13 protein-coding genes are annotated in these 14,121 nt (G+C 45.0%); 7 read left to right on the forward strand and 6 right to left on the reverse strand.

The window, feature by feature from the left end; all coding sequences use genetic code 11:
* Window positions 1–63: 63 nt before the first annotated feature.
* Window positions 64–873: a carbon-nitrogen hydrolase family protein gene (locus DESYODRAFT_RS03385; protein ID WP_007779424.1), complete on the reverse strand. Its 810-nt coding sequence runs from the start codon at window positions 871–873 to the stop codon at window positions 64–66.
* Window positions 874–1,084: 211 nt separating this feature from the next.
* On the opposite strand from DESYODRAFT_RS03385, the gene DESYODRAFT_RS26910 reads away from it, so the two are divergent.
* Window positions 1,085–1,312, forward strand: coding sequence for a glutaredoxin family protein (locus tag DESYODRAFT_RS26910; protein WP_007779426.1), 228 nt, complete (start codon window positions 1,085–1,087; stop codon window positions 1,310–1,312).
* A 129-nt stretch (window positions 1,313–1,441) separates the two neighbouring features.
* Here the strand turns inward: DESYODRAFT_RS26910 and DESYODRAFT_RS03390 are convergent, their stop codons facing one another.
* The 4 genes from DESYODRAFT_RS03390 to DESYODRAFT_RS03400 all read right to left on the reverse strand — a co-directional run bounded on the left by DESYODRAFT_RS03390 (window position 1,442) and on the right by DESYODRAFT_RS03400 (window position 5,311).
* Window positions 1,442–2,617, reverse strand: a complete 1,176-nt coding sequence (locus tag DESYODRAFT_RS03390; RefSeq protein WP_007779429.1) for a pyridoxal phosphate-dependent aminotransferase — start codon at window positions 2,615–2,617, stop codon at window positions 1,442–1,444.
* 66 nt (window positions 2,618–2,683) lie between these two features.
* Window positions 2,684–3,661: a 2-hydroxyacid dehydrogenase gene (locus tag DESYODRAFT_RS03395; RefSeq protein WP_007779431.1), complete on the reverse strand. Its 978-nt coding sequence runs from the start codon at window positions 3,659–3,661 to the stop codon at window positions 2,684–2,686.
* 196 nt (window positions 3,662–3,857) lie between these two features.
* On the reverse strand, window positions 3,858–4,016 hold the full coding sequence (locus tag DESYODRAFT_RS28575) for a hypothetical protein (RefSeq protein WP_007779434.1): 159 nt from the start codon (window positions 4,014–4,016) through the stop codon (window positions 3,858–3,860).
* 71 nt (window positions 4,017–4,087) lie between these two features.
* Window positions 4,088–5,311: a S1C family serine protease gene (locus DESYODRAFT_RS03400; protein WP_007779439.1), complete on the reverse strand. Its 1,224-nt coding sequence runs from the start codon at window positions 5,309–5,311 to the stop codon at window positions 4,088–4,090.
* Between the two features lie 208 nt (window positions 5,312–5,519).
* Here DESYODRAFT_RS03400 and DESYODRAFT_RS03405 point away from each other — a divergent pair, with 208 nt between their 5' ends.
* From DESYODRAFT_RS03405 to DESYODRAFT_RS03425, 5 genes are all read left to right on the forward strand, one after another.
* A complete protein-coding gene (locus tag DESYODRAFT_RS03405; protein WP_007779441.1) occupies window positions 5,520–7,532 on the forward strand; it encodes a molybdopterin-dependent oxidoreductase in 2,013 nt (670 codons plus the stop codon).
* A gap of 251 nt (window positions 7,533–7,783) precedes the next feature.
* Window positions 7,784–8,161 (forward strand): hypothetical protein, encoded by a 378-nt coding sequence (locus DESYODRAFT_RS26470; RefSeq protein ID WP_007779443.1) that lies wholly within the window; start codon window positions 7,784–7,786, stop codon window positions 8,159–8,161.
* A 125-nt stretch (window positions 8,162–8,286) separates the two neighbouring features.
* Window positions 8,287–9,006: a response regulator transcription factor gene (locus tag DESYODRAFT_RS03415; protein ID WP_007779446.1), complete on the forward strand. Its 720-nt coding sequence runs from the start codon at window positions 8,287–8,289 to the stop codon at window positions 9,004–9,006.
* On the forward strand, window positions 9,003–10,043 hold the full coding sequence (locus DESYODRAFT_RS03420) for a sensor histidine kinase (protein WP_007779447.1): 1,041 nt from the start codon (window positions 9,003–9,005) through the stop codon (window positions 10,041–10,043). Before DESYODRAFT_RS03415 ends, DESYODRAFT_RS03420 begins: the two co-directional genes overlap by 4 nt.
* On the forward strand, window positions 10,016–11,188 hold the full coding sequence (locus DESYODRAFT_RS03425) for a molybdopterin-dependent oxidoreductase (RefSeq protein ID WP_007779449.1): 1,173 nt from the start codon (window positions 10,016–10,018) through the stop codon (window positions 11,186–11,188). The genes DESYODRAFT_RS03420 and DESYODRAFT_RS03425 overlap by 28 nt, the downstream gene beginning before the upstream one ends.
* Before the next feature lie 7 nt (window positions 11,189–11,195).
* Here DESYODRAFT_RS03425 and DESYODRAFT_RS03430 read toward each other — a convergent pair whose 3' ends face one another.
* Complete coding sequence (locus DESYODRAFT_RS03430; RefSeq protein WP_007779451.1) at window positions 11,196–12,473, reverse strand: uracil-xanthine permease family protein; 1,278 nt, start codon at window positions 12,471–12,473, stop codon at window positions 11,196–11,198.
* A 189-nt stretch (window positions 12,474–12,662) separates the two neighbouring features.
* On the opposite strand from DESYODRAFT_RS03430, the gene DESYODRAFT_RS03435 reads away from it, so the two are divergent.
* Window positions 12,663–13,946 (forward strand): glycoside hydrolase family 18 protein, encoded by a 1,284-nt coding sequence (locus tag DESYODRAFT_RS03435; RefSeq protein ID WP_007779453.1) that lies wholly within the window; start codon window positions 12,663–12,665, stop codon window positions 13,944–13,946.
* Window positions 13,947–14,121: the final 175 nt, after the last annotated feature.

Consider the following 14,121-nt stretch of genomic DNA (forward strand, 5'->3'; position numbering starts at 1 on the left):
TTTACCGACCGTAGATTTGATTCCTTCGCCAAAAGAATACACAGTGAAGAAGGTTGGGGAATTTTAGTAAAGATCATCCCGGCGTTGTTTTAAGATCGGCAGGGACTCTCTAACCTCCTCAATCTGGGTCAAATCGAGATCAACGATCAGAATTCCCGGCTTTTCGTCCAGTTGTGCAAGGACTTGGCCCCATGGATTGACAGCTAAGGAGTGACCATAAGCTACATAGGAAGCCTGAGGATTGCGAGCGGGCGAAGTGCCCAGCATGAAGACTTGGTTGTCTAAGGCACGGCTCCTAAACAGCAATTCCCAATGAGCCGGCCCCGTAGTCATGTTAAAAGCGGCAGGTACAATAACTACGCTGGCTCCGTCTTTAGCCATTTTTCTTGTCAATTCCGGGAAGCGAATATCATAGCATATTTCTACTCCGAATTTGCCCCAGGGTGTTTCAAACACTGTGGCAGTATTGCCCGGGGACAATACCTTTGATTCAGTAAACTCGATACCATTTTTGACATTTATATCGAATAGATGGGCTTTGCGATGGGTGGCAATAATCTCCCCTTTTGGGTTAAATATAACACTGGTATTGTAGATCAGTTCCCCATCTAATTCCGGAATCGAGCCACCTACGAGAAAAAGGCCGTGGGTGCGAGCCAGGTCAGCAAGAAGGTTTGTTGTTTCTCCAGAGGGTATTATCTCAGCATAGTCCCGAAAGGAATGTATATCATAGGGGCAATTGAACATTTCCGGTAAGACTGCCATATGCGCACCGCCTGCGGCGGCGGCCTTTAACATCAGTGCTGCTTGGTTAAGATTTTCTTGCTTGTCTTCCTTAACAGGCAATTGACATAATGCTGTTTTTAGCTTCATCACTAGTAACCCCCTAAAATGATTTTCTTACACATCATATAGGTAAATAGCAGACGTTTATGTAAATATTACGAAAGCCTTCGTCTTAAGTGTAAGCTCGATGACTATCTCTGGACGCTAAAAAATGGTTTTAGAAATTACGGATATTTAAGAATGAAAATCAAATTTAATGCCATACTAACCATTAGTTTAGTAACAGGAGGGTCTGACAATGAAAAATGTAACTATGTTTACCAACAACACCTGACCATATTGCACCGTAGCGAAGAAGTTTCTTTCGCAGAACAATATCCCTTTTGAGGAAAAGAATATTAGTACGGATCAAGATGCTTTACAAGAATTACAACGCCGTAATATCAATAGTGTACCAACTTTCTTAGTAGGGGATGAAACTGTCGTAGGTTTCAACAAGGATAAGATCCTCGCTCTTCTCCACTGAATATAATGGTATTGTACCGCTGGGCTTTAAGGCTCAGCGGTTTTAAATTGCCGTGATCAATTGTTTTCACCAAATTCTTAAAGAACAAGACTGGAAGCTTTTATCGCTTACCAGTCTTATTCTTGACGGTTATCGTAGTTTCTTTAATGTCGTTTCTATACGTTCTAAGGCTTTTTGAATATTCTCCACAGAATTTGCATAGGAGAACCGGAGATATCCTTCACCGTAGGAACCAAAAGCGGTACCTCCTAAACAAGCAACGCCTGCCTCGTTTAAAAGATAATCTGCAATTTCTTTGCTATTCTTACCGAAGGATTTTATATTCGGAAATACGTAGAATGATCCCTCAGGCAACAAGCAGCTTACTCCAGGGATCGAGTTTAAGCCATTTACCATAAGATCGCGGCGCTTTTTAAACTCAGCAACCATACTATCGACGTCGTTTTGGGGCCCTGTGAGTGCTTCTTTACCAGCCATCTGTGTAAAGGCCGAGGTACAAGAGTTAGAATTAACCATAAGCTGAGCAATACGAGCAGAAATTTCCTCATGCATCACCCCATAGCCTAACCGCCATCCAGTCATAGCATAGGTTTTAGAAAATCCATCTAAGATAATCGTCCAATCCTTCATTTCCGGCAATGAAGCAATAGAAAGTGGATGTGTATCTCCATACACGATGCGATCATATATTTCATCGGAAAGAACCAGGATTTCTTTTCCTCGAACCAAGTCCGCAATAGATTTGATATCTTCATTTGTGAGAACACCGCCGGTAGGGTTACCTGGAGAATTAATAATGAGCATTTTTGTTTTGGGTGTAATCAACTGAGCGAGCTCATTGACATCTAAACGGAACTGGTTTTCTTCCCGCAAGGGTATGGGGACGGGCTTTCCGCCAACAAAACGAATGACGGATTCATAGATCGGAAAGCCAGGATTCGGATAAATAACTTCATCACCTGGATTGACGGTTGCCATAATGGAGAAAAACATAATGGGTTTTCCGCCGGGGACGATAACAACTTCCTCGGCAGAAGCATCAACGTTTTTATGATTACGAATATAGGAGGCGATTGTTTCTCTTACTTCCGGAATGCCGGGCGCGGGGGTATAGTGGGTGTATCCGCTGGTTAGAGCATGGCATGCGGCTTCAATAATATTCTTAGGAGTATCAAAGTCCGGCTCGCCAATCTCCAGGTGAACAATATCCATTCCCTGCGCTTCCAACTTTTTAGCCTTGGCTAAAACTTCAAAAGCTGTTTCGGTGCCAAGCAACGCCATTCTATCTGCAAGTACTTTTTTCATCGGCTACCCATCCTTTTAACTTATTTGTAATTATCCAATCGTTGCCACCCACTTCTGCAAATGGGTTTACTTTTGAAAAACCTCGGGATTCAGACAAGTGGGGGGAAGTTCCCCCTTCATGGCAGCTATGATGTTGGAGACAGCGATCATACCCATTTTTGTGCGAGTGTCGATTGTGGCACTGGCTATGTGAGGACAAACTATAGCATTGTCTAATTCCAATAGGCCTTCAGTAAACTCAGGTTCGAATTCATAGACATCCAGGCCTGCACCCCATATTTCTCCGGATTGTAAGGCCTTTACCAGGGCGGATTCATCAACGACCGGACCGCGGGAGGTGTTAATCAGAATTGCAGTATTCTTCATGAGTTTGAACTCTTTCTCGCCCAGTAAGTGATGGGTTTCAGGGAGAAGAGGAGTATGGATAGAAACAAAATCTGATTCTTTGAGAAGAGTATCTAGACTGACAAATTGACCGCCGGTTTCTTGTTCGAATTGAGGGTTAGCCGCTACATCGGTGTAGAGTACTTTCATATCAAAGGCTTTTGCCCTTTTAGCAAAGGATAAACCTATCCTTCCAGCGCCTATTACGCCAACGGTTTTATTCATTACGTCCTGTCCCAGGAAGAGCATCGGACCCCAACCTGTATACTTTCCCATTCTTGAGTACTTATCTGATTCAACGACTCTTCGAGCTACAGAAAACAACAATGCCCAAGCCATTTCAGCGGTTGTGTCCGTAAGTACACCGGGAGTATTAGAAACCATAATTCCCCGTTCCGTTGCAGAGGGGATATCTATGTTATTGTAGCCGACAGCATAGTTAGCAAAAATTTTAACCCCTTTAGCTGCATCCATTACCTCAGCATCTATTGGATCAGTCAGTAAGCTTAAAACGGCATCTCTGCCTTTAACCTTTTCTAATAACACGGATCTTTCAAGGACAAGTCCCGTACGATTGACTTCAATGTCACAATATTCTTCTAGTTTGTCAAGAGCTGGTTTAGGAATTTCATTAGTAACATAAACATTCCATCTAGTCATGTTTAACCTCCCAAATTAGTCTAATAAGCATAGGAGTATTATACCAAATGTATTGTGGAATATTACTTGTTTTAGTTATAGACAGAAGAGATTTTTACATTTACCCGGAAATGTTATAGAAGCATACATTAATGAATAAACCGGCTTTGAAGATTAACTTCTAAGCCGGTTAAAAAGGGATTTTATATCATAAGAATCAAGAGTAGGAATTTGGATAAAGAGTTGTCCATTGGCAGGCATGTTCAAATGCTTTGTTGTCTTTTCCAGCGAGGATTTTTTTCTGGGTATCGGTATCCAATGGCTCAATACATTCCTGATAGAGATCCAGTCCAATCATTTCGTAAGCGTTTGACATTTTCTAATCTCCTTTTAAACCTTTTTGATCTATTTTAAACTGTGTTAGTTACGAAGATTTTATTCATGACGTTAAGTTGAAGCCAGCTCTCCTAAAGTTACCTCAACCTGCTTTGTCTGTTCATCGCGAATATAGGTTATTGTAACTTTATCGCCGACATTCTTTTTATAGAGTTCGCGAATAAGGTCCGAAGAATTTTCTATTTGAACATCGTTAACCTTGGTGATGATATCCCCTTTCGCAATTCCAGCCTTCGAGGCTGGTCCATTCGGTGATACGCTTGCAATGTAAGCTCCTTGGGGCTTGTTATTAATTTTAGCGTAGGAGTTATATTGATCGTCTGTACTTACTAAAAGGGCTGGATGTTTAGCCACACCCGAATCAATTAATTGATTGATGGTTGGCAGAGCGTCGGAAATTGGAATAGCGAAGCCCATTCCTTCGAAACCGGTTACCGCGTATTTAACCGAGTTGATGCCTATAACCTGACCTTGATAATTCACAAGGGGTCCGCCGCTATTTCCGGGGTTGATGGCGGCGTCGGTTTGAATCAGATTATAACTTGCTACCCCTTGGAGGTTTATGGAACGGTTGGTTGCAGAGATGACTCCTGTGGTCACAGAACGTGCAAATTCGTCTCCGCCGGGATTTCCAATGGCAACGACAGATTCTCCAACTTCGACTTTTGAAGAATCCCCAAGAGTAACCGCCGTAAGATTAGTTGTATCCGAAATTTGTAATACGGCAAGATCTGTGCGTGGGTCGGCACCAACGAGTTTTGCATCAAGAGTACGTCCGTCGCTCAAACTAACGCTGATTTTTTGTGCGCCCTCAATCACATGATTATTCGTTACGATATATCCTTTTTCAGCATTAATAATAAAACCGGAACCACTGCCGGCTTGTTGAAGACTTGAGTTTCCTGAAAAGCCCCGACCGGTTTGGAAATTAGAAACCCCCACAACAGCGGGACCGGCATTCTTGGCAATTTGTGCTACCGGGAAATTGGTTTCAGGGGCAGTAACACTCGAAACTTGTGTAAACGGTGAATTTGTTGTTTGCGTTGGAGAGGTTATATTAGTAGGATATATATAGGGGACAGCAGCAACTGTAGTAAGACCACCGATGACGGCGCTAATCAGACAAAGGCTGGCCAGGGCAGCGACATTCCTCTTTGGTTTATGATAGGGTATGTGTGGTTGCTTAGAGGAGTCTGATTCAATGTCCTTGTTGTCGTCAATATTGATATCTGTAAGGTTATTGTTATTGAGTTCTGAACGAATTTCTTCTTCCATAATTAAGCCTCCTTGTATAATCAAGCTCCTTGCTGGATTTATGTATTAAGGATATCCGAAACGTGTTAAGGAAAATGGTACAAATTATGAACGTTTATTGGGACTTAAGTGGGGATTTTGTGAAATTTGATCTAATGTTCAGCTTTAGCCGAACGAGTTCACCATAAGGTTGCTCTTATCAAAATTTTGACGGAATAGGAAGTGTACTATGAATTCTGAAGTAAAACGATCTGTATGTCCTTACGATTGCCCCGACATGTGTGGACTTTTAGTAGAAGTGGTCGATGGTCAAGCAGTAAAGGTAACAGGTGACCCGGAACATCCCTTTACCAGAGGCACCTTATGCCCCAAGATGCATCACTATGAGAGAACGGTTCATTCCCCTCAGAGGCTAACTCAGCCTTTACTGCGTATAGGGGAAAAGGGAGCGGGGCAGTTTAAGGCGATTACCTGGGATGAAGGAATTCAACGTATCACCGACATTTGGAAGAAGATGATCTCAGAATACGGGGCGGAAGCAATCTTACCCTATTCTTATGCAGGAACCATGGGGCTTGTCCAACGCAATTGCGGAGAAGGGTTTTTCAATCGCTTGGGAGCCTCAAGACTGGCCCGCACAATATGTTCCTCTTCAAAAGGCTATGGCTGGGCCACAGTTATGGGGAGAACGTTAGCGCCGCACCCGAATGAAGTCGAAAAAAGCGACTTTATACTTCTTTGGGGTACGAATGCTCTGGCGACAAATATTCATCTGCTGCATAAGGTCCGAGCAGCAAAAAAACGTGGCGCCATGGTTTGGCTGATTGACACCTATGAGAATCCGACAGCTCAAATAGTTGATAAAGTCCTGTTAGTAAGGCCTGGAAGAGATGGTGCTTTGGCCTTAGGCCTAATGCACATCCTAGTTCGTGAGGGGTGGATAGATCAGCCTTTCATTGCTAGGTATGTCCAGGGGTTTGAACAGCTCCAATCGGAGGTTTTGCCTGATTATACGCCGGATAAAGTAAGCCGGATTACCGGAATAGAAGTAAGTTTGCTGGAAGAAATGGCACTTCAATATGCCAGAGCCAGCGCACCCTTTATTGCTTTGGGGTCAGGGCTTTGCCGTTATGGGAACGGTGCAATGACGGTGAGGACGATTGCCTGTCTCCCTGCATTCGTAGGGGCTTGGAGCAAGCCGGGGGGCGGACTGCTGGCTAGTATTTCCTCTGGTTCCGCTTTTAACATGAGTCAAGTAACACGTGAAGACTTCTTACAAAGGCCTACCCGTGTTGTAAATATGAATCAGCTGGGCTATGCCTTGACGGAATTAACTGAACCTCCGATCATGGGCCTGTATGTATACCACTCCAATCCTGCCGTTGTAGCCCCTGACCAAACTAAAATTATCAAGGGACTGAAGCGAGATAACCTGTTTACGGTTGTTCATGAACGATTTATGACGGATACGGCTCGCTATGCCGACATTGTTTTGCCGGCTACAAGTTCCTTAGAACATCCGGATCTATACAGATCCTATGGGCATTATGGCATCCAGAGAGCGGCAGCGGTTGTTCCGCCGGCAGGTGAGGCTAAATCCAATTGGGAGGTTTTTCAGTTGCTGGCCCAAGCAATGGGTTTTAGCGAGCGGTTTTTCGATCAAAAGGTTGACGACTTAATTAGTCAACTGATTGATCCGCCGAAACCATGGCTGGAAGGGGTTGATTTGGTAAAGCTGCAAGCAAGCTATCCTGTAGAACTCTCCCTTCCCGAGAATTATAAGACAACCTACCTTACTCCATCAGGTAAGATCGAATTATTCAATCCTTTAGAAGCGGAGCCATTACCGCGCTATTTTGAACCTTACGAGGATGACGCTCCTTTTTATTTAATGAGCGCCCCTAGTGTTTATTCCTTGAATTCTTCGTTTACCGAGCGACCGGATTTACTTCGGAAAAAAGAGGCGTCCTATCTCCAAATGAATCCGGAAGATGCCGGCGGCAAGAATTTGCAAGACGGTCAGAAGGTAATTGCTTTCAATGAGCGGGGAGAGGTTCAGTTTATTCTTAAGTTGACAACCACCGTTCCCCAAGGTGTTGTGGTTACCGAAGGTTTATTTTCCAGTGAAACTCAACCCGGAGGCAGTACCGTAAATGCCCTGACCTCCCAACGCTTAACGGATAGAGCTGAGGGCAGCACTTTATATGATGTTAAAGTGGATGTACGTTCAGGGGAGAATTAACCCTGTTTGCCTAAAAGCCCGATCGATTGATGTGCTGACATCAATCGATCGGGCTTTCATTATAGACCCTCGTTTTCAGAGGACTCCTTCAGATTGGTCTATGCAGAGGATATATCACTATGTGAATCTGAGACAGGGCATTGTAATTCTTTTGTAATATTCGCTTAAGGGTTTTGAGAGAGAATCGTTGATGAATAGTAATTCTTCTTTGCTAATCTATCTATGGAGTCAATATTGAGGAGGAGATCACTATGATGAAAAAACATGTAATTATGATTATGCTCGCTGCAGCCTTCGCGTTCCCATTAAGTGGGTGTGGAAGCGACAAACAGACTATGGGAAACGGAGATTCTATGAAGCAGGAGGAAATGAAGCAGGACCAAGACACCATGAAGGATGATAAGGACGGGATGATGGAAAACAAAGACACGATGAACGATGGCAAAGATGGGATGACGGAAAGCAAAGACACGATGAACGAGGGTAAAGACGGGATGATGGAAAGCAAAGATACAATGAACGAGGGTAAAGATGGGATGACGGAAAGCAAAGACACGATGAAAGACGATAAAGGTTCCATGATGGATAAGGCTCCGATGAAGGATGATATGAAAAAGGATAAGATGTAATAAGGAAGGATGAAGGGGTATTCTCGCCGGTTGCCATGCTTTGAGTCCTGACAGTATAATTAAGACTTATAAATATCCTAACGCTGTTTGGTGTAAACTTAAAGCGGGTCAAGGAGGAATAGCTGATGGCTGCAGGCATTGTGGTTGCGGATGATGAACAAAATATAACAGATGTATGTCGTCGTTACTTAGAACGGGAAGGGTATGTGGTATGGGTTGCTCATGATGGAGAAGGAGCTCTGCGTCTTTGGCAGGAGCATAGCCCCGATCTGCTGGTGCTTGACCTGATGATGCCTAATATGGACGGCTGGGAAGTATGTGAAAAGGTGCGGGAGTCGGGAGAGACGCCTGTCATCCTGTTAACCGCACGAGGAGAGGAACGGGACCGGCTGTTGGGACTTAGTATGGGTGCAGACGATTACATGACTAAGCCCTTCAGCCCGCGGGAGCTGGTGCTGCGAGTCAAAAATATCTTGAGACGTGTAGCCCAAGTCCAAATCCCTCAGAGAGGATTGGAGGCGGGAGAAGAGCAGGATGCCCTGTATTTTGATGGATTATCGATTTTTCCAGCCCAGCGCCGAGTGATAGCAGCAGGAGCCGAAGTGGATTTGACGGCTAAGGAGTTTGATCTCCTGTTCTTGTTGGCTTGCCATTCCGGGCAGGTTTTTTCCCGAAGTCAATTGTTAAAACGAATTTGGGATACGGATTATAACGGGGATACAACCACCGTTACTGTGCTGGTAAGACGATTAAGGGAAAAGGTGGAGCCTGATCCGTCTCAACCCCAGTGGATAAAAACAGTATGGGGTATCGGATATAAACTGGATGGGAAAGAACGATCATGAAGCTGCGTAATTATCTGCTAATTGCCAACTTAATCAGCATTCTGACCATTGTTTTGGTACTATTAGTTTTCTACAATTACATGTTGTTATCTTCAGAACAGTTGATTTTGCTTACTATCGCCGCAATTGCAGCAGGGTGCGTCGCTGCCGGTTTCCATTTATTAATCATGCGGCCGGTGGTGGATGCAGTTCGGCGCATCGGTGCTGCTGCCACCGAATTTGCTTCGGGAGCATTGCGAACCCGTGTGCCGGTCGTTGGACCTGTTGAACTGAAAGTTCTGGCGGAGCAGTTTAACGCCATGGGTACTGAGCTGGAAGAGAGTTTTCGCCAAGTAAAAGCATCGGAAACGTCAAGACGTGAATTGGTGGCAAATTTGGCCCACGATTTGCGGACGCCACTGGCCTCAGTGCAGTCCTATGTGGAGGCCTTGGAGGATGGGGTGGTGGAGGATGAAGAGACGTTCCGGCGATATTTAGGAACCATCCGCAGCGAATCGCTGCGGCTTGGGGCGTTAATTCAGGACCTTTTTGAGCTTTCTGTCTTGGATGCCGAGCAACGTACTCAGGCTCAGGAAGCTGTGTCGGCACTGCTGGATGATGTGCTGGTAGAACTGCTGCCTCGTTTTGCCAAGCCACTAGAGGATAAAGCTCTCGATCTTCAGGTGAAGCTGCCCGAGCAGTTTCTGCCCTGTCGGATGGTGCCTCAGCAGGTGCAGCGTATTTTGCAGAATCTGCTGGAGAATGCTATACGACATTCTCCCAGTGGGGGAACGATTGGCATCGAAGTAAGTGCGGCGAGGGGTTTTGTTCAAGTCAGGGTTACGGATCAAGGAAAAGGGGTTCCGGATCAGGAAAAAGAACAAATCTTTGAACGTTTTTACCGGCTTGATCGCTCACGCAGCCGTATAGGAGGAGGATCAGGATTGGGGCTGGCAATCGCAAAATCATTAGTTCTGCAGCAAGGTGGAGAAATTGGGGTCTTCAATAGGCCGGAAGGGGGGAGTTGCTTTTGGTTCACATTACCCAAAGGAAATTAACAAAACTTCATTTATGGAATGCTTTGTTCGTTACCTTATTAACCTTGTCCGGCCTGTTATTGTACAGCAGTTTTTGGCGGGCAGTGCTTGGGGAAGCTAAGGTTTGGATCAAGTGGTTACATATAAGTATCGGATTGGTTTCGATCGTTCCTGTGCTTTACTATTTAGGGTTTGCAGCCAGACACTGGAAGCAGCTCAAGGGTAAGTTTTGGCAGCGGTTGAACCTCATTGTTGTCTTCACGCTGCTATTGGGCTGTTTTTTTTCAGGGGTTCTTTTGTGGCAGTTCCAAGCAGCGGGACCTATAGTTTCTAATGTTGCCCTGGCAGTTCATGATCTGCTGGTTTGGATTGGGCTTCCCTTAATCCTTTATCATTCTCTAACCAAGCTCGGACGACTTAAGGAACCTCCGCGCTATCAAAGCAAGGGGGAAGGATCGTTCTATACCCGCAAGGCCTTCATTCGTACCGTCATCGGTGCTGGATTGACAATTTCGGTTATCCCTTCAATGATCAAGTGGATCGGCGACCTCGGATCAGGGCAAGGGGTTCAGGTTAATAAGGAGGGAGCTAACAAGCTTCTGCCAACCCCTCAACCGTTAGCAGAGTCTGCTCCGCCGATTGGTGGAGGGGCGAGTGATTCATTTCGCAGCTATTCGGTAACCAGGCTCCCGTTCTTTAACAATGATAACTGGTTTTTTACAATTGATGGATTGGTTGAGGAACCAATAACCTGGAATTGGGAGCAGTTTGTCGCACTGAAGCGTTCTGTGCAAGTCAGTGATTTTCACTGTGTCACAGGCTGGTCGGTATATAACAATACCTGGGAAGGCATCCCCCTTAAAGAACTGCTGGAGAAAACTGGTGTTAAGCCGGCGGCGAGGGTGGTCAAGCTGTACTCAGGGGATGGTGTGTATACGGACTCACTCACGTTGGAGCAAGCTGATATGGACGACATTATGGTGGCAGTGATGCACGATGGCAAACCTATTCCAAACGAGCTGGGTGGCCCGGTTAGATTAATAATTCCGAAGATGTATGCTTATAAATCAGTCAAATGGCTGAATCGTATTGAGTTAATTGAAGAGAATTATATCGGCTATTGGGGCCAACGTGGATATGAGCATGACGCTTGGGTGCAGGGATAGGGAAATTTTACGAGGAATGCTTGCGAAATACGATGTGTTCCATAATCAGCACGACTATTACCCCGACAACAAAACCGTTGCCTAAGACAGGCTTTAGAATAGAGGGGAAGGTGTTAAGCACCGCAGGGGGCAAATAGGATATCAGAACTCCTAAGATCATAGGCAAGCCAATGGTCAGCCCTTTTTCAAACCTATAGTTCTGGCTCAGGGCTACTTGAAGACCACCCGCGATCTGTGAGCACATCAGATAAACCATAGAACTGCCGATCACTACGGAAGGGATGCTGCCTAAAACGGCGATTGTTTTAGGTAAAAAGGACAAAGCTAATAGTCCAATGCTTGTGGGAATCAGGGTATATCTGGAGGCTGCTCCGCTAGCAATAATTACCCCGGAACTGAAGGAAAAGTTCACGGAACCGATGACTCCGAGAAAACCGGATAAGACATTGATTAATCCGGTCACTGTAACCCCTCTTGTAATCCGCCGTTCCATGTTATCGGGTTTGATAAGTTCATCGACTGATTGAATTGACCCCAGATCATTGACGGAGAGTGCGAGAAAACAAATTAAAAAGGAGAGGAAGACTCCTGAATCGAAGACGAAGGAAGGGTGTAGACCTTGCCAAAAGGCGGCCACTGTGGGAAGGTCATAAGTGGGAAGAGATGATTGAGGGAAAATAAGGTAGTATGCTAAACTTCCTCCGAGTATAGCCCAAAAAATGAGGGTTGATTTCCACAAACCGCGTATATTGTTTGCTGCAATAAACATGCTAAGTACCATGACTAACGAAAAGCACAGGTTGGCAAATGAATCAGCCTGAGGTGTGGGAGTGGTAATTAGATTAAGAATCATCGGTGTCAGGGTAAGCGCAACCAGAATCAAAATAACGGCTACGACGGTTGAAGTAAAAAGTTTCTTAAGGTGGGCAAATAAACCGGTAATACTTATGGCTGTCAATAGGAGTCCGCCTAAGAAGATTGAGGTATAAACTGCTTCGAGGTTGCTTTTCCCTCCGGCCGCCATCCCTACTAAGAAGACCGTCGCCGGTCCGATGATAATTGGCAGGCGGTGGCCCCAGATTACTTGTGAGAATAAGGCTACGGCGACTACGAAAAAAAGTCTTTGAATATAAACAACTTGTTGGCCTAGCCCGTTGGGATGAAGGCTCGTTACAGCAGTCCCCATAATAAGTATAATGGGGGCTAATATTGCAAGCCACTGTACACCAAACAACAAGAGATGCCCCAAAGGGGGGATTTCATTTAGAGCGTATTTAAATTTCATGTGCTTCACCGCTTAACTTTCAAGTTAATTTAATCACCTTAGCAGACCATTATTTATTATAGCTTAAAAAGGGGCTATGTACATCCTTAAGATGTTTCTCATTTGTGTCTTTTTTCTTTGTTTAGGCGCGTAACCAACTTTCTGAACATAAATTAAAAAAGATGGTGCGTACTTAGAGGAGGATAGATCATGCAAATACATGTGGTAAGTTCGGGGGAAACTCTTGCTAAAATTGCCCAAGGGTATGGTGTCTCTGTCCAAGAGATTGCGGAGGCAAACGAAGTCCCGGATCGAAATAGGCTGGTTGTCGGACAAACTCTGGTAATCCCAACTTATGGAGAATACCATCGGGTTCAACCTGGAGAAAGTCTGTGGTTGATCAGCCGGCGCTATAATGTAACAGTAGAAGAACTAGTTCGAATTAACAATATCCAAAATCCTGATAACCTTCCAGTTGGTTTACGCTTATACTTACCCCAGAAACCGAAGCGGACAGTAGAGACGAATGCTTACATTGACCCCAGGATGACCAGGGCCCGGTCTGCGGGCGCCGTTGATAAAGTAGGAGAACACCTTACTTACTTGGCTATTTTCAGTTATGCCGTAAATCGGAACGGAGAGCTTACTCCCGTCGAGGACCAGCCTTCGTTGGATGACGCTTTTAAGAATAGGGTTTTGCCGCTCTTAGTATTAACGAACCTTGAGGAGGGACAGTTCAGTACTGAAGTTGCCACCGCAATTCTGACAAACGAAGCCTTACAGGATCGTGTTCTGAACCAAGTGCTTGAGATAATGGAGGAAAAAGGATATCGGGGTCTTGACTTTGATTTCGAGTATTTAGGTGCGGAGAATAGGGAACCATATGTCCGTTTTTTGCGGAAAGCCAGGCAACGCTTAAAACCTCGCGGCTATTATCTTTCTGCTGCGCTGGCACCAAAGTATAGAGCTGACCAGCGCGGGGTTCTGTACGAAGGGCATGATTATCAAGCGATTGGGCAAGTTGTGGATTTTATTTTCTTTATGACTTATGAATGGGGATGGTCCGGAGGCAAACCAATGGCAGTGTCGCCGCTGCCTCAAATGAGGCAGGTAATGAAGTATGCGGTATCAGTCGTACCTAGGGAAAAGATTATGATGGGGATGCCCTTATACGGCTATGACTGGACTCTGCCTTATGTGCCCGGAGGCAAATTTGCCAGATCTATAAGTCCTCAACGTGCTTTGGAGCTGGCTCTTCGCTATGGGGTTAGTATCAACTATGATCAAACCTCTCAAGCCCCATGGTTTAGATATACAGATGAACAGGGAAAACAGCATGAGGTTTGGTTTGAGGATGCGCGAAGTATGCAGGCTAAGTTTGATTTAGTCAAAGAACTCGGGATTCGAGGCTTCTATTACTGGGTATTAGGCAATGACTTCCCGCAGAATTGGCTTCTGATACAAGGTAACTTTGTGGTACGTAAACTAATGTAGTATAGTGCAGACGAACGTTAATCAATTCAGAGATTAATAAGAGCCAATAGTACGTTCTATGGTATGCTTCCCTAAAAGTTTAACAGGTCAAATAAAACTGTTACCGGAAAGTGAGCTTTTTATAAGAAGTGAGTGTCTGAAGGATAATTGTAGGGGCAATTTATGAATTGCCCCT

It is taken from the genome of Desulfosporosinus youngiae DSM 17734, assembly GCF_000244895.1.
GTDB classification, from domain to species: Bacteria; Bacillota; Desulfitobacteriia; order Desulfitobacteriales; family Desulfitobacteriaceae; genus Desulfosporosinus; species Desulfosporosinus youngiae.

Excerpts from the sequence above, each read along its gene's own strand:
- DESYODRAFT_RS03385 (WP_007779424.1), bottom strand. The coding sequence starts at position 873 with ATGAAGCTAAAAACAGCATTATGTCAATTGCCTGTTAAGGAAGACAAG.
- DESYODRAFT_RS03390 (WP_007779429.1), bottom strand. The coding sequence starts at position 2,617 with ATGAAAAAAGTACTTGCAGATAGAATGGCGTTGCTTGGCACCGAAACA.
- DESYODRAFT_RS03395 (WP_007779431.1), bottom strand. The coding sequence starts at position 3,661 with ATGACTAGATGGAATGTTTATGTTACTAATGAAATTCCTAAACCAGCT.
- DESYODRAFT_RS28575 (WP_007779434.1), bottom strand. The coding sequence starts at position 4,016 with ATGTCAAACGCTTACGAAATGATTGGACTGGATCTCTATCAGGAATGT.
- DESYODRAFT_RS03400 (WP_007779439.1), bottom strand. The coding sequence starts at position 5,311 with ATGGAAGAAGAAATTCGTTCAGAACTCAATAACAATAACCTTACAGAT.
- DESYODRAFT_RS03405 (WP_007779441.1), top strand. The coding sequence starts at position 5,520 with ATGAATTCTGAAGTAAAACGATCTGTATGTCCTTACGATTGCCCCGAC.
- DESYODRAFT_RS26470 (WP_007779443.1), top strand. The coding sequence starts at position 7,784 with ATGATGAAAAAACATGTAATTATGATTATGCTCGCTGCAGCCTTCGCG.
- DESYODRAFT_RS03415 (WP_007779446.1), top strand. The coding sequence starts at position 8,287 with ATGGCTGCAGGCATTGTGGTTGCGGATGATGAACAAAATATAACAGAT.
- DESYODRAFT_RS03420 (WP_007779447.1), top strand. The coding sequence starts at position 9,003 with ATGAAGCTGCGTAATTATCTGCTAATTGCCAACTTAATCAGCATTCTG.
- DESYODRAFT_RS03430 (WP_007779451.1), bottom strand. The coding sequence starts at position 12,473 with ATGAAATTTAAATACGCTCTAAATGAAATCCCCCCTTTGGGGCATCTC.
- DESYODRAFT_RS03435 (WP_007779453.1), top strand. The coding sequence starts at position 12,663 with ATGCAAATACATGTGGTAAGTTCGGGGGAAACTCTTGCTAAAATTGCC.